Source organism: Mycobacterium sp. Root265 (assembly GCF_001428895.1).
Lineage (GTDB): Bacteria > Actinomycetota > Actinomycetes > Mycobacteriales > Mycobacteriaceae > Mycobacterium.
The window spans coordinates 139,852-158,183 of sequence record NZ_LMJA01000031.1 but is presented as its reverse complement, the minus strand read 5'-3'; the positions used below and the strand labels follow the sequence as shown (position 1 = coordinate 158,183).

Annotated in this window: 17 protein-coding genes; 7 read left to right on the top strand and 10 right to left on the bottom strand. The window is 69.1% G+C overall.

What is annotated here, in order from left to right; genetic code table 11:
* Genes ASE48_RS26620 through ASE48_RS26600 form a run of 5 tightly spaced genes read right to left on the bottom strand, consistent with a single transcriptional unit; the run spans window position 1 to window position 5,885 of the window.
* The gene (locus ASE48_RS26620; RefSeq protein ID WP_057170182.1) at window positions 1-2,151 is read right to left on the bottom strand and encodes an AAA family ATPase; all 2,151 of its coding nucleotides are present in this window, start codon (window positions 2,149-2,151) and stop codon (window positions 1-3) included.
* Entirely contained in the window at window positions 2,148-3,005 is an 858-nt protein-coding gene (locus ASE48_RS26615) for a CDP-alcohol phosphatidyltransferase family protein (RefSeq protein WP_057170181.1), read from the bottom strand. The genes ASE48_RS26620 and ASE48_RS26615 overlap by 4 nt, the downstream gene beginning before the upstream one ends.
* A complete protein-coding gene (locus ASE48_RS26610; protein ID WP_057170180.1) occupies window positions 3,005-3,715 on the bottom strand; it encodes a phosphatidylserine decarboxylase in 711 nt (236 codons plus the stop codon). The genes ASE48_RS26615 and ASE48_RS26610 overlap by 1 nt, the downstream gene beginning before the upstream one ends.
* A gap of 32 nt (window positions 3,716-3,747) precedes the next feature.
* Complete coding sequence (gene moeA, locus ASE48_RS26605) at window positions 3,748-4,962, bottom strand: molybdopterin molybdotransferase MoeA (RefSeq protein ID WP_057170179.1); 1,215 nt, start codon at window positions 4,960-4,962, stop codon at window positions 3,748-3,750.
* A complete protein-coding gene (locus ASE48_RS26600) occupies window positions 4,962-5,885 on the bottom strand; it encodes an SDR family NAD(P)-dependent oxidoreductase (protein WP_057170178.1) in 924 nt (307 codons plus the stop codon). The genes moeA and ASE48_RS26600 overlap by 1 nt, the downstream gene beginning before the upstream one ends.
* A gap of 38 nt (window positions 5,886-5,923) precedes the next feature.
* On the opposite strand from ASE48_RS26600, the gene ASE48_RS26595 reads away from it, so the two are divergent.
* From ASE48_RS26595 to ASE48_RS26585, 3 genes are read left to right on the top strand one after another with little or no spacing between them, the layout of a single operon-like run.
* Entirely contained in the window at window positions 5,924-6,418 is a 495-nt protein-coding gene (locus ASE48_RS26595) for a PH domain-containing protein (protein ID WP_235571557.1), read from the top strand.
* Window positions 6,415-7,797, top strand: a complete 1,383-nt coding sequence (locus tag ASE48_RS26590; protein WP_057170177.1) for a PH domain-containing protein — start codon at window positions 6,415-6,417, stop codon at window positions 7,795-7,797. Before ASE48_RS26595 ends, ASE48_RS26590 begins: the two co-directional genes overlap by 4 nt.
* 9 nt (window positions 7,798-7,806) lie before the next feature.
* Window positions 7,807-8,622: an HAD-IIA family hydrolase gene (locus tag ASE48_RS26585; protein ID WP_057170176.1), complete on the top strand. Its 816-nt coding sequence runs from the start codon at window positions 7,807-7,809 to the stop codon at window positions 8,620-8,622.
* On the opposite strand, the gene ASE48_RS26580 is transcribed toward ASE48_RS26585, so the two are convergent.
* Window positions 8,619-10,331, bottom strand: coding sequence for a DEAD/DEAH box helicase (locus ASE48_RS26580; protein ID WP_057170175.1), 1,713 nt, complete (start codon window positions 10,329-10,331; stop codon window positions 8,619-8,621). The two genes, ASE48_RS26585 and ASE48_RS26580, sit on opposite strands and share 4 nt — an antisense overlap.
* 87 nt (window positions 10,332-10,418) lie before the next feature.
* Window positions 10,419-11,315, bottom strand: coding sequence for an SDR family NAD(P)-dependent oxidoreductase (locus tag ASE48_RS26575; protein WP_057170174.1), 897 nt, complete (start codon window positions 11,313-11,315; stop codon window positions 10,419-10,421).
* 88 nt (window positions 11,316-11,403) lie between these two features.
* Here ASE48_RS26575 and ASE48_RS26570 point away from each other — a divergent pair, with 88 nt between their 5' ends.
* The 3 genes from ASE48_RS26570 to ASE48_RS26560 all read left to right on the top strand — a co-directional run bounded on the left by ASE48_RS26570 (window position 11,404) and on the right by ASE48_RS26560 (window position 14,732).
* Window positions 11,404-11,943, top strand: coding sequence for a TetR/AcrR family transcriptional regulator (locus ASE48_RS26570; RefSeq protein ID WP_057170173.1), 540 nt, complete (start codon window positions 11,404-11,406; stop codon window positions 11,941-11,943).
* 180 nt (window positions 11,944-12,123) lie between these two features.
* Window positions 12,124-13,749 carry a chaperonin GroEL gene (groL, locus tag ASE48_RS26565; RefSeq protein ID WP_057170172.1) on the top strand — a complete coding sequence of 542 codons (1,626 nt, stop codon included), beginning with the start codon at window positions 12,124-12,126 and terminating at the stop codon, window positions 13,747-13,749.
* Window positions 13,750-13,895: 146 nt separating this feature from the next.
* The gene (locus ASE48_RS26560) at window positions 13,896-14,732 is read left to right on the top strand and encodes an endonuclease domain-containing protein (protein ID WP_057170171.1); all 837 of its coding nucleotides are present in this window, start codon (window positions 13,896-13,898) and stop codon (window positions 14,730-14,732) included.
* 70 nt (window positions 14,733-14,802) lie between these two features.
* Here ASE48_RS26560 and ASE48_RS26555 read toward each other — a convergent pair whose 3' ends face one another.
* Complete coding sequence (locus ASE48_RS26555) at window positions 14,803-15,177, bottom strand: hypothetical protein (protein WP_057170170.1); 375 nt, start codon at window positions 15,175-15,177, stop codon at window positions 14,803-14,805.
* 57 nt (window positions 15,178-15,234) lie between these two features.
* Between ASE48_RS26555 and ASE48_RS26550 the strand changes: the two genes are divergently transcribed.
* On the top strand, window positions 15,235-16,059 hold the full coding sequence (locus ASE48_RS26550; RefSeq protein ID WP_057170169.1) for an SDR family NAD(P)-dependent oxidoreductase: 825 nt from the start codon (window positions 15,235-15,237) through the stop codon (window positions 16,057-16,059).
* Here ASE48_RS26550 and ASE48_RS26545 read toward each other — a convergent pair.
* Together ASE48_RS26545 and ASE48_RS26540 are read right to left on the bottom strand one after the other, a co-directional pair.
* A complete protein-coding gene (locus tag ASE48_RS26545) occupies window positions 16,048-16,602 on the bottom strand; it encodes a carboxymuconolactone decarboxylase family protein (protein WP_057170168.1) in 555 nt (184 codons plus the stop codon). The two genes, ASE48_RS26550 and ASE48_RS26545, sit on opposite strands and share 12 nt — an antisense overlap.
* Entirely contained in the window at window positions 16,599-18,323 is a 1,725-nt protein-coding gene (locus ASE48_RS26540; protein ID WP_057170167.1) for an N-acyl-D-amino-acid deacylase family protein, read from the bottom strand. Before ASE48_RS26540 ends, ASE48_RS26545 begins: the two co-directional genes overlap by 4 nt.
* Window positions 18,324-18,332 lie beyond the last annotated feature (9 nt).

Below are 18,332 nucleotides of genomic sequence, written 5' to 3'. Positions count from 1 at the left end.
TTATCGGTTCTCGGAGAACGCCCGCAACGATTCGACCTGCGCCGGGTCCAGTGACGGGCGCACGTTCTCGCGGGCCTTGGCCACGTCCTCGGCGGTGACGTCGGCCGCGTCGATGGAGCGCCGCATCGCCGTCAGGGCGGCTTCGCGCAGCAGCGCCACACAGTCCGCGGCGCTGTACCCGTCCAGATCCTCGGCCAGCGCATCGAGGTCCACATCGTCGGCGAGCGGGATGGACTTACCCGACGTGCGCAGAATGTCCTTGCGTGCCTGCGCATCCGGGGGTTCGACGAACACCAGCTTCTCCAGCCGGCCCGGGCGCAGCAGCGCCGGGTCGATCAGGTCGGGACGGTTGGTGGCGCCCAGCACCACCACATCGCGCAGCGGGTCGATGCCGTCCAGTTCGGTCAGCAGTGCGGCCACCACCCGGTCGGTAACCCCGGAATCGTGGCTCTGCCCGCGTCGCGGTGCGAGTGCGTCGATCTCGTCGAGGAACACCAGCGAGGGCGCCGAATCGCGTGCGCGGCGGAACAATTCGCGCACCGCCTTCTCCGAGGATCCGACCCACTTGTCCATCAGCTCGGCGCCCTTGACGGCGTGCACGCTGAGGCGGCCCGAACTGGCCAGCGCGCGCACCACGAACGTCTTACCGCAGCCGGGAGGTCCGTAGAGCAGCACGCCGCGCGGGGGTTGCACGCCGAGGCGGGCGAAGGTGTCCGGGTGCTGCAGCGGCCACAGCACCGCCTCGGTGAGCGCCTGCTTGGTCTCGACCATGTCGCCGACGTCCTCGAGGGTGACCGAACCGACGGCCACCTCCTCGGTGGCCGACCGGGACAGTGGGCGGATGATCGACAGCGCCCCGTTGAAGTCATCCTGGGTCAGTGCGGGCGGCTGCCCGTCGGCGCTGGCGCGCGCGGCGGCCCGCAGAGCGGCCTCGCGGACCAGGGCCGCCAGGTCGGCGACGACGAAACCGGGTGTGCGTTCCCCGATCTCGTCGAGGTTCAGGTCACCGGCGGGTACCCCGCGCAGCAGCACTTCCAACAGGGCCTTGCGGGTCGCGCCGTCGGGCAGGCTCAGCCCGAGTTCGCGGTCGCACATATCGGGTGCCCGCAGCCGCGCGTCGACGTTATCCGGTAGCGCCGAGGTGGCGATGAATGCGGCGCCCTTGGTGGACACCGCGTTGCGCAGTTCGGTGAGGATCAGGGTGGCCACCGGTTCGGCGGTGGCGGGCAGCAGCGCGTCGATGTCGGTGATGAGCAGCACACCGCCGCCGTCGCGGACCGAGTTGACCGCGGACGCCACACTGGACAGCCGGTCCTCGGCGCGCAGCGCGCCGACCTCGGGTCCGTCCAGTTCGATCAGCCGGCGCTCGGCGCAGACCGCCCGCACCAGGGTGGACTTGCCCACACCGGCGGGCCCGGACACGAGCACACCGAGATTGGCTGTGGCGCCCAGGCTTTCCAGCAACTGCGGCTCGTCGAGCGCCAGCTTGAGCCATTCGGCCAGCTTGCCGGCCTGCACGTGGGCACCCTTGAGATCATCGAGTGGGATCGCGGGTGCGGCCGGCGTCTGGCTGGGGGTGGCCGGGGTGGTGACGGTGGTGCCGTCGCCCCAGCAGACATTCGAATTGGGTTGCACGCTCACGGTTCCGGCCGGATCCACGTCGGTCACCGTCAGCAGCTCGGAGGTCCAGGTGATGCCCACCGAGGTGGTCAGCGCGGTGGTCGCCGCCGATGTCGAGGTGCCCGGGCCGAGATCGCGGGGCAGCAGCGAGACGGTGTCGCCGACGGTCATCACCTTGCCCAGCAGCGCCATGCGCAGCGTCGCCGGCGTCACCGACTGGGTGGCCAGCCGGGAACCGGTCAGGGTGACCGAACGGGCGCCGAACACCGTCACCGGGGCCACCACCACCTCCGCGTTCTCCCGCAGACCGGCGTTGGACAGCGTCACATCGTCGACCAGTGCCACCCCGGCCGGGGTGCCGCCGGGTGCCAGGCCCACCACCGCCGCGGTGCTGCGCGCACCCAGCAGGGACACCGCGTCCCATTCGCGGATGCCCAAGGCGGCGATGGCCTCGGGATGCAGGCGCACCACCCCGCGCCGGCTGTCCAGGGCCGAGGTGGTCAGCCGGGCGGTCAGCCGGAGTTCGGTCATTTGCGGCCCTGCGGCTTGCGCAGGCCCAGCCGCGACATCGAGCGGCGGTGCGGCTGGGCGGCGCGGCGGATCTCGCGGCGGGCCTGACGGCGTTGGCCCGGTTTGTCGTTCCACGTCTCCGGTCGTGCCGCAACCCAGCGTTGACTGCGGATGGTGAAGGGGATGACGCAGACGTAGCCGACCACGATGAGCAGCAGCAGCACGTAGGGGAACAGCAGCAGCGCGGCGGCCGCGGCGGCGATGGCGATCAACAGGAACGGCGCCGCGTTGGGCGGCATCGAGACCGATTTCAGCGCCAGCGTAGGGATGCGGCTGACCAGCAGGGTGGCGTTCGCCGCGAACCACAGACACACGAACCAGGGTGCGGTCCACCAGCCCTGGCCGAACTGCAGCATGGCGGCCAGCGGCGCGATGACGCCGACGGCCCCGCAGGGCGCGGGCATGCCGGTGAAGTACTGCCGCGTGTAGGCGGGTTTGGTGGTGTCGTCGAGCAACGCGTTGAAGCGCGCCAACCGCAGCACGATGCACACGCAGTACAGCAGCGCGAAGATCCAGCCCACCGGGGACGTCGGCAGCAACGTCACGTACACCACCAGCGCGGGCGCCACGCCGAAGTTCACCGCGTCGGCCAGCGAGTCGATCTCGGCGCCCATCCGCGACTGGGCATCCAGCGCGCGGGCGATGCCGCCGTCGATACCGTCCAGGATCGCGGCGGCGCCGATCAGCGCGAGGGCGATATGAGGCTGGTCGTCGAGCGCGAACTTGATGGACGTCAGCCCCGCGCAGATCGCCAGCACGGTGGTGGCGCTCGGCAGGATGCGCATCGCCGCCGGGCGTGGTTTGGTGCGTTGCATCAGGGCAGCTCGGCTAGGACGGTTTCCCCGCCGATGGCCCGCTGGCCGCTCTCCACCAGCACATGGGCATCGGTGGGGAAGTAGGTGTCCAGCCGGGAGCCGAACCGGATCAGTCCGTAGGTCTCGCCGAGGGCCAGCTTGTCACCGGTGTGGGCGCTGCACACGATGCGCCGGGCGATCAGTCCGGCGATCTGCACGGCGACGATGTCCACGCCGTCCTCGGTGCGCAGCCACAGGCTGTTGCGTTCGTTGTCCTCGCTGGCGGTGTCCTTGTCCGCGGAGAGGAACTTGCCCGGGCGGTGCTGCACCGCAATGACCTCGCCGGCCACCGGCGCGCGCTGCACGTGCGCGTCGAAGATGGACAGGAAGATGCTGATCCGCTTCATCGGGGCGTCGCCGATGCCGAGTTCCGCGGGCGGCACCGCGGTGTCCAGCAGGGTGACCAGTCCGTCGGCCGGTGCCACGACGACACCGGGACGGCTCGGGGGCACGCGGGGCGGATGCCGGAAGAACAGTGCGCTGAAGCTCGCGGCGCCGAGACCGGCATTGCGCAGCCAGCGTCGGTTGCGGCCGGCGGCCGCCAGGCCCAGCCCGCCCGCGATGAACGGCAGGCCGGCCTGATGGACCGGAGGGACGGTGGAACGGACGAGTTCGATGAAGCGTTGCGCTTCTGAGCGGTCGTCATCGGGTGATCGCGCAGGTCTGGCCATATTGGCTCCCGATTCTACGTTGGACGGGGGTTTCAGCGGCTGGACAGGTCCCACACGTCGACCTGTGACCCGGCGGCCACCTTGTCGACACCTTGGGGGATGTCCAGCAGGCAGTTCGACGAGGCCAGCCAGCGCAGGTGGTGCGAGGCGGGCGGTCCGTAGCTGGTGACGATGTCGCCAGTGAGCACACCGCGGCGGAACTGGCGTTTGCCGGCCGGGGAAGTCAGGTCCTCGGCGAGGGTGGCGGTGATGCGGGGGCGATCGGCAAGCAGTCCCATCGCGGCGCGCAGCGGCGGACGCAGGAACACCTCGAAGGACACCAGGGCGCTGACCGGGTTGCCGGGCAGCGTGACGATCGGGACGCCGGCCACCCGCCCGCAGCCCTGCGGCATGCCGGGCTGCATGGCCACCTTGGTGAACTCGACGGTGCTGTTTTCGGAGCCCACCAGCGCGTCCTTGACCACCTCGTAGGCCCCTGCGCTCACCCCGCCGGTGGTGATGATCAGGTCGGCCTGCCCGGCGTGTGCTTCCAGTGCGGCGCGGAACGCGGCGACGTCGTCACCGACCATCGTCGAGGCGATCACCTCGGCGCCCGCGTCGCGGACGGCGGCGGCCAGCATCACCGCATTGGACTCGTAGATCTGGCCGGGCAGTAGCGGCGCGCCGGGCGCGACCAGCTCCGAACCCGTCGACATCACCAGCACCCGGGGCCGGGGCAGCACGCTGACCTCGGCCAGCCCCAGTGCGGCGACCAGGCCCAGCGCGGCCGGGGTGAGCAGCTGGCCGGCCTGCAGCACCGTGGTCCCGGCGGTGACGTCCTCGCCGGCGCGCCGGATGTGCTGACCGTCTTTGGTGGCGGCACGGATCTGTACCTGTTCGGCGCTGGTCGAGAAGTCTGCGTCCGTCGACTCGACGGGAACCACGGTGGTGGCCCCCGGCGGCAGCGGCGCCCCGGTCATGATCCGTTGTGCGGTACCGGGTTTCAGTGGCTGGGTATCGGTGCGCCCGGCCGGGATGTCATCGGTGACCGGCAGCGTGACGGGGTTCTCGGCACTGGCCGTGGCGATGTCGGTGGCCAGCGCCGCGAACCCGTCCATCGCCGAGTTGTCGAAACCGGGCAGCGACAGTGCGGCGACCACATCGGTGGCCAGCACCAGCCCGAGCGCGTCCCCGGGTGCCAGCACCACCGCCGGGCGGGCCTGCACCAAACCGGCGATGACCCGCTGGTGCTCCTCGACCGAACGCATCAGAGCGGGAACGTCACGCCGGTCAGTTCCTCGGACACCGTCCACAGCCGCTGCTGGATGGCGATGTCGTGGGACTGGGCGCTGGAGGTCACCAGATGCGGATGGCCGACGATTCCCATGGAGGCGATCGGGAAGGCCGGTCCGTAGTACTGCCCGCCGCGGACATCCTTGGCGGTGGCGGCGCGCAAGGTCGCCAGCGCGCCGACCAGCGGCGAGTTGGTGACCAGGCCGGCCAGGGTGTCGAAACCGGGCAGGGTGTTGCCGGGGGTGTGCCGCATCAGTTCGGTGTTGGAGACACCGGGATGGGCGGCCACCGACAGGGTGTTCTTGCCGGCAAGGCGGCGGTTCAGGTCGTAGCTGAACATCAGGTTGGCCAGCTTGGCCTGCCCGTAGGCGGCGACGCGGTTGTACTTCTTGCGTTCCCACTGCAGATCGTCGAAGTCGATCTTGGCCTGATTGCGGTGCGCGATGCTGGCGACCGTCACCACCCGTGAATTCTCCACGGGCAGAATGTTCTCCAGCAACAGTCCGGTGAGGGCGAAGTGGCCCAGATGGTTGGTGCCGAACTGCAATTCGAAACCGTCGGCGGTGGTCTGCTTCGGTGGGTACATCACGCCGGCGTTGTTGATCAGCAGGTCGATGCGCGGGTGGTCGGCCTTGAGCTGTGCGGCCGCGGTGCGGACCGACTCCAGTGACCCCAGGTCGAGGGCCACCACCTTGAGGTCGGCATCGGGTACGGCGGCGCGGATCTTGGCCGCGGCCTGGTCACCCTTGGCGGTGTCGCGCACCGCGATGACGACCCGGGCGCCGCGGTCGGCGAGCACCCTGGCGGTTTCGTAGCCGAGGCCGGTGTTGGAACCCGTGACGATCGCGACCCGCCCGGACTGGTCAGGGACATGTGCTTCGGTCCATTTCTGGCTCATGCCTAGAACATACGGTCCCGGACCGCCATGCTCGAGTGATGGGTGCACCCGTGCTGATGAGGGAACCGGCCTATCCACCCAGTCGCAGCGCACCGTTGGTGTGGGCGCTGGGTGCGGCGATTCCATGGCTGGCCGTCGCGTTGGGCCAGGTGGTGTGGTTCGTCCTGGACGGCCGGATGCCCTGGCTGCATGTGGGCGTCGCGGCCGCCACCATGGTGGGCGCGCTGGTCTCGGTGGTGGTCGCTCCGATCTGGCGCTACCGAGTGCACCGATGGGAGATCAGCCCGCAGGCGGTGTTCACCCGCAGCGGATGGCTGGTGCAGGAACGCCGTATCGCGCCGATATCGCGGGTGCAGACCGTCGACACCTACCGTGGGCCGCTGGACCGGCTGTTCGGCCTGGCCAATGTGACGGTGACAACGGCGTCCTCGGCGGGGGCGGTGCGCATCGTGGCCCTCGACGCGTCCGTCGCCGACCAGGTGGTCGCCCAGCTGACCGACATCGCCGCCCTCGGCGGCCACGATGCGACATGAGTAGTGCGGTCTGGCAACGTCTTTCGCCGCGCATGCTGTTGGTCCACCCGGTGCACGAAGTGCTCAACCAGCTGCCGTTGCTGATCGGGGCGATCGTGCTGGGGTCGGCCACCCAGAATCCGGTGTGGTCGCTGGTCGGCGTCGGCGTCATCGTGATGCTGGGATTGGCCAGATGGTTCACCACCAGTTATCGGATCGACGAACGCGACATCATGCTGCGCACCGGGCTGCTGCAGCGGAATGAACTGTCGGTGCCGCGCAACCGGATCCGTTCAGTGCAGACCGAGGCGCGGCTGCTGCACCGACTGCTCGGGCTGACCGTGCTGCGCGTCTCCACCGGACAGGAGGCCAAGGGCGACAACGCTTTCGAGCTCGATGCGGTGCGCTCCGATCAGGTCGCCGGGCTGCGGGCGGTATTACTGGGCGAGCAACGCGACGATGCCCCCGCGGGCGAGCCGTTGGCGTCCTGGGCGCCGTCATGGCTGCGCTACAGCCCGCTGAGCTGGTCGGGACTGCTGATGATCGGTGCCGCGCTGGGCGTGGCGTACCAGGCGGGACTTGGTGATGTGCTGCAGCAGTGGGTGCTGCTGTTCGGCGGTCCCTGGCTGATCGTCGGCGCGGTGCTGGCCGGGGTGGTGTTGGCGGTCGGGCGATCGCTGCTGACCTACGGGAACCTGGCGCTCACCCGTCGTGCCGACACGCTGAATCTCGTGCACGGGCTGCTGAAGGTTCGGGAACACACCTATGACCTGCGCCGCCTGCGCGGCGGCACACTGCGCGAGCCGCTGCTGGTGCGCGCGCTGGGCGGGGCCCGGTTGGACGCCGTGATGACCGGCGTGGCGGGAGCGGGGGAGTCGTCGCTGCTGCTGCCCGCCTGCCCGGTCGGCACCGCGCGGGGCGTGCTGACCGAACTGGTCGGAAACGCCGACGTGGTCGCCGGTCCGTTGGTGGCGCATGGGCCCGCCGCGGTGCGGCGGCGGTGGGTCAGGGCGTTGTTGGTTCCGGTGGGTGTCGCGGTGGTGCTGCCGTTCCTCGCGGTGCCGGGGTGGGCCTGGGGGCTCTGGGGTGTGCTTCTCGTGGCGTGTGTGGGCCTGGCGGTGGACCGGGTGTGTGCGCTGGGTCACCGGGTGGACGGACAGTGGCTGGTGACCCGCGCCGGCAGCGTCGAACGACGGCGGGACTGCGTGCAGACCGCGGGCATCATCGGGTGGACCGTGCGCCAGACCTGGTTTCAGCGTCGCGCCGGGGTGGCGACCCTGGTGGCGGCCACCGCCGCGGGTACCAAACGCTATGTGCTGATCGATGTGCCGGCCGAGATGGCATGGACGGTGGCGGCGACGGCCTCCCCGTGGGTCGCAGACAGCGTGTGGTGCGCCTAGTCTCGCTGCATGGCAATCGGTGGAGTGCTTTTCGATATCGACGGGGTGCTGGTGACCTCGTGGCAGCCGATCGACGGTGCCGCCCGGACGCTGCAGGTGCTGGCGGACAACCAGATTGCCCGGTCCTACCTGACCAACACCACCACCCGCACCCGCACCCAGATCGCCGACCTGCTGAGCACCGCGGGGATGTCGGTGAGCCCCGACGAGGTGATCACCGCCGCCGCGCTGACGGCCGACTACGTCCGGGACCGGTATCCGGGGGCGCGATGTTTTCTGGTCAACAGCGGCCAGATCGCCGAGGACATGCCGGGCATCGACATCGTCTACTCCAGTGACTGCAGCGGACACAGCGCCCCGGAGACCCCCGATGTGGTGCTGCTCGGCGGAGCCGGCCCGGAGTACAGCCACCTCACCCTGTCCTGGGTGTACGACTGGATGGCCCAGGGCGTGCCGGTGGTCGCCATGCACCGCAGCATGTCGTGGACCACCACCGACGGATTGCGCATCGACACCGGGATGTACCTGCACGGTATGGAGGAGTGCTCGGGGCGCAAGGCGACCGCCGTCGGCAAGCCCGCCCCCGAAGGATTCCTGTCCGCCGCCGGACGGCTCGGGGTGGATGCCGACGAGATGTACATGGTCGGTGACGACCTGAACAACGATGTGCTGGCCGGTCAGGTGGTCGGCATGACGGGCGTGCTGGTGCGCACCGGGAAGTTCCGCCAGGACACGTTGGATCGTTGGGCCGCAGACGAATTCGCCATGCAGCCCGGCCACGTCATCGACTCGGTGGCCGATCTGCCGGAGTTGTTGGGGCTTTAGCGCTGCGACGCACTCAGGCTGCGCACCGCGTCGATGCGCGCCTTGATCTGCTCGCCGGAGGCCGCCGCCAGCGGTGGGCCGCCGCAGATCTGGCGTAGCTCGTTGTGGATCTGCCCGTGCGTCTTGCCGGTGCGGTGATGCGCTATCGACACCAGGGTGTTCAGCTCGCGCCGGAGTTCCTGGAGCTGGCCGTGCGTGGTGCGCGGGGCGGGCAGCCCGGCCGCGCCCGCCGCGGCGGTCCGCTTCTGCAACTGCTCGTCCTGGCGGCGGCTCAGCAGATCGCGCATCTGGCCGGCGTCGAGCAGCCCGGGAATGCCGAGATAGTCGGCCTCCTCGTCACTTCCGGCCGCGGCCGCGGTGCCGAACGACGACCCGTCGAAGATGACCTGGTCCAGTTCGGCGTCGGCGCCCAGGGACTCGAAACCCCGGTCCTGATCGGTCTTCTCGTCCTTGGTCTTGTTCGCGTCCTCGATCAGCTCGTCGTCCAGGCCGTCGGATTCACGGTGCGGTTTGCCCAGCACGTGGTTGCGCTGGGCTTCCAGCTCGCTGGCCAGTTGCAGCAGGTTGGGCACCGAGGGCAGGAAGATGCTGGCCGTCTCGCCCGCCTGCCTGCTGCGCACGAAACGCCCGATGGCCTGGGCGAAGAACAGCGGCGTCGACGCACTGGTGGCGTACACGCCGACCGCCAGCCGGGGCACGTCCACACCCTCGGACACCATGCGCACCGCAACCATCCAGGGCTCCGACGAGTCGGAGAACTCCGAGATGCGCTTCGAGGCCGTCGGATCATCGGAGAGCACCACGGTCGGGTTGGTGCCGGTGATCGTGGTCAGCAGCTTCGCGTACGCGCGCGCGGTGGTCTGGTCGGTGGCGATGATCATGCCGCCGGCATCGGGCACATGCTCGCGCTTCTGCATCAGCCGCTTGTGGGCGGCGGCGATGACCGCGGGCATCCACTGGCCCTCGGGGTTGAGCGCAGTGCGCCAGGCCCGCGCGGTCTGCTCGGCGTTCAGCGGTTCGCCGAGGCGTGCGGCATGTTCCTCGCCGGCGCTGTCGCGCCAGCGGGCCTCACCGGAGTAGGCCATGAACACCACGGGTCGCACCACGCTGTCGGCAAGGGCGTCGGCGTAGCCGTAGACGTGGTCGGCCTTGGAACGCTGGAATCCCGCCCCGTCGGTCTCATAGGTGACGAACGGGATGGGGCTGTCATCCGAGCGGAACGGCGTCCCGGTCAGCGCGAGGCGCCGCGTCGCGTCGTCGTAGGCCTCCCGGATGGCGTCGCCCCACGTCTTGGCATCTCCGCCGTGGTGGATCTCGTCGAAGATGACCAGCGTCTTGTAGTTCTCGGTGCGCACCCGGTGCCGGGTCGGGTGGCTGGCCACCTGGGCGTAGGTGACGACGATCCCGTGATAGTCGCTGGAGGTCTGTGCCGCCGAGTTGCTGAACTTGGGGTCCAGCGCCATCCCGAACCGGGCGGCCGCCTGGGCCCACTGGGTCTTGAGATGCTCGGTGGGCACCACCACCACGACCTGCGTGACGGTGCCGTCACCGAGCAACTCCGCGGCGATGCGCAACGCAAAGGTGGTCTTACCGGCACCCGGCGTCGCGACAGCCAGGAAGTCCTTCGGCCTGGCGGCGAGATACTTCACCAACGCCCGGCGCTGCCAGCCCCGCAAAGCCTGGGTGCTGGGCGCTTCGTATGCCCGCACCCGGACTCCTATCTGGTCGAAGGGCAGTCTAGGGCAATGGGTTCCGTGTTCGCATATCCGCAGGAGACGTGTCGCTCATCCGGTGGATCAGACCCCGAAATTGACGCCGGTGAGCTCCTCGGAGACCGCCCACAGCCGGCGCTGCAGGTCCAAATCGTAGGACTGCGCACTGCTGGCCACCACGACCGGGTTGCCCTTCTGCTGGCCGATGCCCTCGGGGCCGTAGTACTGGCCGCCCAGCGCGCCGGGGTCGGTGGCCGCCCGCAGTGAGGGCAGCGCCCCGCCCGCCGGGCTCTGTGCGATCAGCGGGCTGACCGCCTGGAAGGCCCGCTGCAGGGCGGAGGGGATGTTGCGGGCCAGCTCGGTGGTGGACGTGCCGGGGTGAGCGGCCAGGGCGATGGTCTTGCCGCGCGCGGCGAGGCGGCGCTGCAGTTCGTAGGTGAACAGCAGGTTGGCCAGCTTCGACTGCGTGTAGGCGCCCATCCGGCTGTAGGAGCGTTCCCACTGCAGGTCGTCGAAGTGGATGGCGCCGCCCATCTTGTGGCCGTTGCTGCTGACCGTGACGATGCGGGCGCCGTCCACATCCAGGATGGCGTCGAGCAGTAACCCGGTGAGCGCGAAGTGGCCCAGATGGTTGGTGCCGAACTGCAGCTCGAAACCGTCCTTGGTGGTGCCCTTCGGCGTGGTCATCACGCCGGCGTTGTTGATCAGCAGGTCGATCTTGTCGTGACCGCCCTTCAGCGCCTCGGCGGCCTCGCGGATGGAGGCCAGCGAGGTCAGGTCGAGTTCCTGGACCGTCACATTCCCGGACATCTGCGCGGCGGCCTGTTTGCCCTTGGCGGCGTCGCGCACCGCGATGACGACGTCGGCGCCCTTGGCGGCCAGCGCCTTGGCGGTCTCGAAGCCCAGCCCGGTGTTGGCACCGGTGATGACGGCCGTGCGGCCGGTCTGGTCCGGAATGTCGGCGGTGGTCCATGTGGTCATGAGGGATATCCTGTCAGAAGTGGAGGAGTCGTTCCGTATAGACGGAACGCACGCCCCGCTTTGTTTAGTTCCCGGGAGGTCGAAAACGATGCGCGCCGATGCGGCACGGAACCGCGCCCGGGTGCTCGAGGTGGCCTATGACACCTTCGCCGCCGACGGCCTCGGGGTGCCCATCGATGAGATCGCCCGGCGCGCCGGCGTCGGCGCCGGAACCGTCTACCGCCATTTCCCGGCCAAGGAGGATCTGTTCCGGGCGGTGATCGAGGACCGGATGCGGCACATCGTCGACGAAGGACGCGCACTGCTCGATTCGGATCCTGCCGGAGCGATCTTCACGTTGATGAGAGCCATGGTGCTCGACTGGGGCGCCACCGACCGCGGACTGGTCGAGGCCTTCGCCGGTGCCGGGCTGGACGTCAACCGTGCGGTGCCCGAGGCCGAAGCCGAGTTCCTCGGCATGGTCGGGGACCTGCTGGCCGCCGGCCAGGCCGCCGGAACCGTGCGCGCCGATGTCACGGTGCCGGAGGTCAAAGGGCTCGTGGTGGGTCTGCAGGCGATGCAGGCCTACAACTCGGCGGTCGCCGAAACGGGTTTGGCCGTGGTGTTCGACGGGCTACGCGGCAAGTGAACAGGGGCTAACCAACCTTGCACTCGCCATGGGGGAGTGCTAAAAATGACGTTGGCACTCTCGATCTGTGAGTGCTAGGTCGGGCCGGTGAGGCAGGGAGCACACCCACGCCGTCCGTCGCGGGCACTGAACCCGACCAAAAAAAGACGTGCAATTCCCAACCGGAGGAATCACCTCGCAATGGCCAAGACAATTGCGTATGACGAAGAGGCCCGCCGCGGCCTCGAGCGGGGCCTCAATGCCCTCGCTGACGCCGTAAAGGTGACGCTCGGCCCCAAGGGTCGCAACGTCGTCCTGGAAAAGAAGTGGGGCGCCCCCACGATCACCAACGATGGTGTGTCCATCGCCAAGGAGATCGAGCTGGAGGATCCGTACGAGAAGATCGGCGCTGAGCTGGTCAAAGAGGTCGCCAAGAAGACCGATGACGTCGCAGGCGACGGCACCACCACCGCCACCGTGCTGGCCCAGGCACTGGTTCGCGAAGGTCTGCGCAACGTCGCGGCCGGCGCCAACCCGCTCGGCCTGAAGCGCGGCATCGAGAAGGCCGTCGCGGCCGTCACCGAGCGCCTGCTCTCGACCGCCAAAGAGGTCGAGACCAAGGAGCAGATCGCTGCCACCGCCGGTATCTCCGCCGGTGACCAGTCCATCGGTGACCTGATCGCCGAGGCGCTGGACAAGGTCGGCAACGAGGGTGTCATCACCGTCGAGGAGTCCAACACCTTCGGCCTGCAGCTCGAGCTCACCGAGGGTATGCGCTTCGACAAGGGCTACATCTCGGGTTACTTCGTGACCGACGCCGAGCGCCAGGAAGCCGTCCTGGAGGATCCCTACATCCTGCTGGTCAGCTCCAAGGTGTCGACCGTCAAGGACCTGCTGCCCCTGCTGGAGAAGGTCATCCAGTCCGGCAAGCCGTTGCTGATCATCGCCGAGGACGTCGAGGGCGAAGCCCTGTCGACCCTGGTGGTCAACAAGATCCGTGGCACCTTCAAGTCCGTCGCCGTCAAGGCCCCGGGCTTCGGTGACCGCCGCAAGGCCATGCTGCAGGACATCGCGATCCTGACCGGTGGCCAGGTTGTCAGCGAAGAGGTCGGCCTCTCCCTGGAGACCGCGGACATCGCCCTGCTGGGCACCGCCCGCAAGGTCGTCATCACCAAGGACGAGACCACCATCGTCGAGGGCTCGGGCGACTCCGATGCCATCGCCGGTCGCGTGGCCCAGATCCGTGCCGAGATCGAGAACAGCGACTCCGACTACGACCGCGAGAAGCTGCAGGAGCGCCTGGCCAAGCTGGCCGGCGGCGTTGCAGTCATCAAGGCCGGAGCTGCCACCGAGGTGGAGCTCAAGGAGCGCAAGCACCGCATCGAGGACGCCGTCCGCAACGCGAAGGCTGCCGTCGAAGAGGGCATCGTCGCCGGTGGCGGCGTGGCTCTGCTGCAGTCGGCTCCGGCGCTCGACGAGCTGAAGCTCGAGGGTGACGAGGCCACCGGTGCCAACATCGTGCGTGTCGCGCTGTCGGCTCCGCTCAAGCAGATCGCCTTCAACGGTGGTCTGGAGCCCGGTGTCGTCGCCGAGAAGGTGTCGAACCTGCCCGACGGTCACGGCCTGAACGCCGCGACCAACGTGTACGAGGACCTGCTGGCCGCCGGCGTTGCCGACCCGGTCAAGGTCACCCGCTCGGCGCTGCAGAACGCGGCGTCCATCGCGGCGCTGTTCCTCACCACCGAGGCCGTCGTCGCCGACAAGCCGGAGAAGGCGTCCGCTCCCGCGGGCGACCCGACCGGTGGCATGGGCGGTATGGACTTCTAAGTCCCTTTCACGAGAAAAGCCCCGGTGCGCTCGCGTGCCGGGGCTTTTTCGTGTCTTTATCCCCAGTGTGGGTTCTGTGCACAGGGGCGGCCCGAAATGTGTGCGCGAGGCCCACATTCGTCGGTGGCTTTTCTGACGGTTCCGCTATGGAACCTTTCATTGGCAGTACCGCCGTCCGCTCCGGCCGAGTGACCCGTCGCGGGCTGGTACGCGACCATGTCGCCCTCCACCGCGACATCTACATTCCGCGCGATGTGCCACTCACCCCGCTGATCCGTGCCGAGGCCGCCTGGTTGGCCACGAATGCACCCCTCGCCGGGGTCTCCGCGGCCGCCGTGCTCGGTACCAAATGGCTGAACCCGGCTGCGCCCGCCGAGATCATTCGAACTGACCGGCATGCGCCACCGGGCATGATCGTGCACACCTGGACTCTCGCCGATGGAGAGCTGTGCTCGGTGCGGGGCATCGAATGCACGACGCCGGCGCGCACGGCTTTCGACCTGGGGCGGCGGTACGGGGACGCGAACCTCGCAGTGCCGCTCCTCGACGCGCTCATGAACGCCACCGGATTGACGGCGGAGGCTATCGCACGGGTGGCCGCCGCACATCCGGGCGCTCGCGGCGTGGCGACGCTCCGATCCGTATTGACACTGGTCGACGGCGGGGCCGAATCGCTTCCGGAAAGCAGGCTGCGACTGCTACTGGTCCGGGACGGTCTGCCGCGTCCGGAAACCCAGATCGAGTTTCCGGAGCTGCACATCCGGGTCGACATGGGGTGGCGTGAGTGGAAGGTCGCCGTCGAATACGACGGTGTGCAGCATTGGAACGACCGGCGTCAGCGCTCGTGGGATATCGACCGTATCGCCCTGCTCGAAGACGCCGGCTGGTCGGTGGTGCGGGTGAGCGCGGAGATGATGTCGCGGCCGCAGATGGTCCTGGAGCGCGTCCGTGGCAGATTGCGGGCGAAGGGGTGCCCGGTGTGATGCCGACCGTGGGCCCTGTGCACGCTGTCGTCGAAATCTGCGTACATATGGCCCACAGTCGGCAACCTGATCAGCTTTTCAGCGGAACACAATCGTGCAGACCGCCGGGATCGGTACCCTCGCCGGGCTGGATGGCGCTGCGGTGCAACACCGCGCGACTCGGCGTCAGGCGCACGCCGGCCTCGGTGACCTCGGCGGTCCCGTCGACGATCAGCGAATAGCCCGTCGGTTCCCGGGGCGGCCACAGCACCGTGACGGCCTCGTGCGCGCCGGCGTTGCGCCGGGTGGTGCCGCCGAGTGGTCCGATGACGAACGCGCCGTCTTCGAAGACCGGCGTCACCGCCACCGTGTGCGCACGGAAATCATCCCCGACGGTGATCAGGTAGCCGAAGGGGAAGTCGACCAGGGTTTCGGCCAGCTTGTCCAGATCCACCTTGACGCTCATGACGCGAGAATACGGCGCGCCAGGAATAGCGAAGGGTGTCGTGCAATTGTGTGAAGTATGCCGCTTCCCGCTCCGTCACCCGCCAGCACCGCCGTCATCACCGGAGCCTCCGCGGGGATCGGCGCCGATATCGCCCGTGAACTCGTCTCCCGCGGATACGGGGTCACCCTGGTCGCGCGGCGTGAGGACAAGCTGCGCGAGCTGGCCGCCGAACTGTCCGGATCGGTACGTGTCGAGGTCATCGCCTGCGACGTGTCCGATCCCGACGCCCGCGCCGGCCTGTTCGACGAGGTCGAGCGACGCGGACTGCAAGCCGACATCCTGGTCAACAACGCCGGTATCGGCACCATGGGCGCGGTCAAGGACGCGGACGTGGCCCAAGAGATCGCCCAGATCCGGGTGAACGTGGAGGCCGTCATCGACCTGACGACGCGCGCCGTGCAGCTGATGGTCCCGCGTGGTCGCGGTGCCATCCTCAACGTCGGCTCCACCGCCGGATTCCAGCCCTTCCCCGGACAGGCCGCCTACGCGGCGACCAAGGCGTTCGTGCGCTCCTACACCGACGGACTGCGGGCCGAGCTGGCCGGCACCGGCGTCACCGTGGCGACGCTTAACCCCGGCCCGGTGCGCACCGAGTTCATCGCGGCCGCCGGGATGGACGAGCGCGAATTCGCGGACGCATTCCCGAAATTCATGTGGGTGCCCGCCCGTCAGGTGGCCAAGGCCGGGATCGACGCGCTGGCCGCCGACCGTGGCAGCGTCATCCCGGGCCTGGCAAACCAGGTGTCCACCCGGCTCTTCCAGCTGATCCCGAAGCGGCTGCTGCTGCCCGTGCTGGCCAAGCAGCATCCCGCGCTGAAGCCCGCCGCCTCAGCCGGCTGACGGCCAGGGCCGCATCCAGCCCTCGACGGGCAGATCCAGCCCGTTGCACAGGGTGCAGATGGTCCGATACCACCCCACGGCGATCAGCAGCTCCAAGCGCTGTTCCTCGGAGAGGCTGTCTCCCAGTGCTTTCCAGGTTGCTGTCGACCACGAGCCCGATCCTTCGAGCTCGTCGACGGCCGCGATCAGCACGCGCTCATCGGCCGACCACTCGACCGGCGTGCCGGTGACCAGCGCGTCGCACTCGGCATCGGACACCCCGGCGATCGGACCCCAGAACGCCGCTTGGCCGCCCCACTCGTAACCGCAGCCGACCAGCGCGCAGATCCGCAGGATCGCGATGGTGCGCACCCGCGGCGGCAGCAGCGCGTCGACGTAGAGCGCCTCGCCGAGCTTGCGCAGCTTGGCGGCCAGCGCGGGGTGACGCTGCAGCACCCGCACCAGCAGCAACGGTTCATACGTGCGGTCGGGATGGCCCCAGCTGGAGATGCCGGCGGTGTCCTCGTCACTCCACGGGGGAGGCAGCGGTGCGACCCGGCTCATGAGGTCGGCGCTGCCTGGCGCCCGCGCACCAGCCGGCCCGGCCGGGCCTCGGTGGGCACCCCGTTCTCGGCAATGATCTGCCCGGACACGATCGTGGCGACATAGCCGTCGGCACGCTGATCGAGTCGGCGTCCCCCGGCGGGCAGGTCGGCCTTCACCGTCGGCTGGTGCAGCCGCATGGCGGCCGCGTCGATGATGTTGAGGTCGGCCTTGTAGCCGGCGGTCAGCTGTCCGCGGTCCGCCATCCCGACGATCCGTGCCGGCACCGAGGTCAGCTCCTTGATCACCCGGGCCAGGGGCAGTCGCCCCGACGGTCGGTCCCGCACCCAGTGCGTCAGCATGTAGGTGGGAAAGCTTGCGTCACAGATCATCCCGTAGTGCGCACCACCGTCGCCGAGTCCCAGCACGACGTCATCGCGCTGGATAAGCTCGGCCACGGTGTCCAGTGAGTGGTCCCGGAAATTGGCCAGCGTGACCAACAGCATGGCGTGACCGTCGTCGTCGAGCAGACGGTCGTACGCTTCCTCCAACGGGCTGACGTCGCGGGCACGGGCGCGCGCGCCGATCGAATCCTCGGCCGCGGGTTCATAATTCGGTGGGTCGCCGAGCGGGTACATGTAGTCCCAGGCCTGGGCGGCGAACATCAGCGGATGCCCGTCGCTGGCCGGTGCGTCGGTCAGAATACGTTCGCGGACTTCGGGTTTGCGCATCTCGGCGACCCGCTCGGCGAGCGGCAGGTCGGCGATCTCCCGGTAGGACGGGTACATGACGAAGGGGTTGCCGGACAGATCCAGACCGAGCACCAGCCCGATCGGCCGCGGGAAGATCTGGCCCGTCACGTCGCCGCCGTCCGCGTTGGCCTTCTCCACCATCCGCAGCGCATCGAGATGGATCGGCGGGCCGGCATTGCCGATGGCCAGGGTGAAGGTGACGGGCACGCCCACCTCGGAGGCCACGTCGAACACCGCCTTCAGCGCGCCCTCGTAGTCACCGGCCATCAGATCGGGCACGAACTGCAGCAGCCCGCCGCCGGCGTCGTCGACGCCACGGGCGATGGCCTCGATCTCGGCGTATTCGGCCTCGTAACTCGGAATCGGCTGTCCGCCCGCGGTTTTGTGCAATGTCAGTCGCGACGATGCGAACCCGACAGCGCCCGCGCGGACGGCCTCCTCGGCGAGCTTGCGCATCAGTGCGAGGTCTTCGGCGGTGGGCAACTCGCGGTCGACGCCGCGCCGGCCCATGACGTACACCCGCAGCGGGGAGTGCGGCAGGAACGCGGCGACATCGATGTCCCGGCGGCGGCTGTCGAGGGCGTCGAGGAACTCGGGGAAGGTCTCCCAGGTCCATGGCAGGCCGTCGACCATCACCACACCCGGGATGTCCTCGACACCGGCCATCACGTCGACGAGCGTGTCGTGATCCTCGGGCCGGCACGGTGCGAAGCCGACGCCGCAGTTGCCCATCACGGCGGTCGTCACGCCGTGCGCCGAGGAGGGTGTCATGCGGTCACTCCAGATGGCCTGTCCGTCGTAGTGGGTGTGCAGGTCCACGAAGCCGGGCGTGACGAGCCGGCCGGTGGCGTCGATCTCGCGGTCGCCGTCGGTGTCGACGGTGCCCACCGCGGCGATCAACCCGCCGGATATCGCGACGTCCCCGATGTACGGATCGCCGCCGAGTCCGTCGACGATGGTGCCGCCCCGAATGACGAGCTCATATGTCATACCCCGAAT

Coding starts and splice junctions, on each gene's coding strand:
- ASE48_RS26620 (WP_057170182.1), bottom strand. CDS start 2,151: ATGACCGAACTCCGGCTGACCGCCCGGCTGACCACCTCGGCCCTGGAC.
- ASE48_RS26615 (WP_057170181.1), bottom strand. CDS start 3,005: ATGCAACGCACCAAACCACGCCCGGCGGCGATGCGCATCCTGCCGAGC.
- ASE48_RS26610 (WP_057170180.1), bottom strand. CDS start 3,715: ATGGCCAGACCTGCGCGATCACCCGATGACGACCGCTCAGAAGCGCAA.
- moeA (WP_057170179.1), bottom strand. CDS start 4,962: ATGCGTTCGGTCGAGGAGCACCAGCGGGTCATCGCCGGTTTGGTGCAG.
- ASE48_RS26600 (WP_057170178.1), bottom strand. CDS start 5,885: ATGAGCCAGAAATGGACCGAAGCACATGTCCCTGACCAGTCCGGGCGG.
- ASE48_RS26595 (WP_235571557.1), top strand. CDS start 5,924: ATGGGTGCACCCGTGCTGATGAGGGAACCGGCCTATCCACCCAGTCGC.
- ASE48_RS26590 (WP_057170177.1), top strand. CDS start 6,415: ATGAGTAGTGCGGTCTGGCAACGTCTTTCGCCGCGCATGCTGTTGGTC.
- ASE48_RS26585 (WP_057170176.1), top strand. CDS start 7,807: ATGGCAATCGGTGGAGTGCTTTTCGATATCGACGGGGTGCTGGTGACC.
- ASE48_RS26575 (WP_057170174.1), bottom strand. CDS start 11,315: ATGACCACATGGACCACCGCCGACATTCCGGACCAGACCGGCCGCACG.
- ASE48_RS26570 (WP_057170173.1), top strand. CDS start 11,404: ATGCGCGCCGATGCGGCACGGAACCGCGCCCGGGTGCTCGAGGTGGCC.
- groL (WP_057170172.1), top strand. CDS start 12,124: ATGGCCAAGACAATTGCGTATGACGAAGAGGCCCGCCGCGGCCTCGAG.
- ASE48_RS26560 (WP_057170171.1), top strand. CDS start 13,896: ATGGAACCTTTCATTGGCAGTACCGCCGTCCGCTCCGGCCGAGTGACC.
- ASE48_RS26555 (WP_057170170.1), bottom strand. CDS start 15,177: ATGAGCGTCAAGGTGGATCTGGACAAGCTGGCCGAAACCCTGGTCGAC.
- ASE48_RS26550 (WP_057170169.1), top strand. CDS start 15,235: ATGCCGCTTCCCGCTCCGTCACCCGCCAGCACCGCCGTCATCACCGGA.
- ASE48_RS26545 (WP_057170168.1), bottom strand. CDS start 16,602: ATGAGCCGGGTCGCACCGCTGCCTCCCCCGTGGAGTGACGAGGACACC.
- ASE48_RS26540 (WP_057170167.1), bottom strand. CDS start 18,323: ATGACATATGAGCTCGTCATTCGGGGCGGCACCATCGTCGACGGACTC.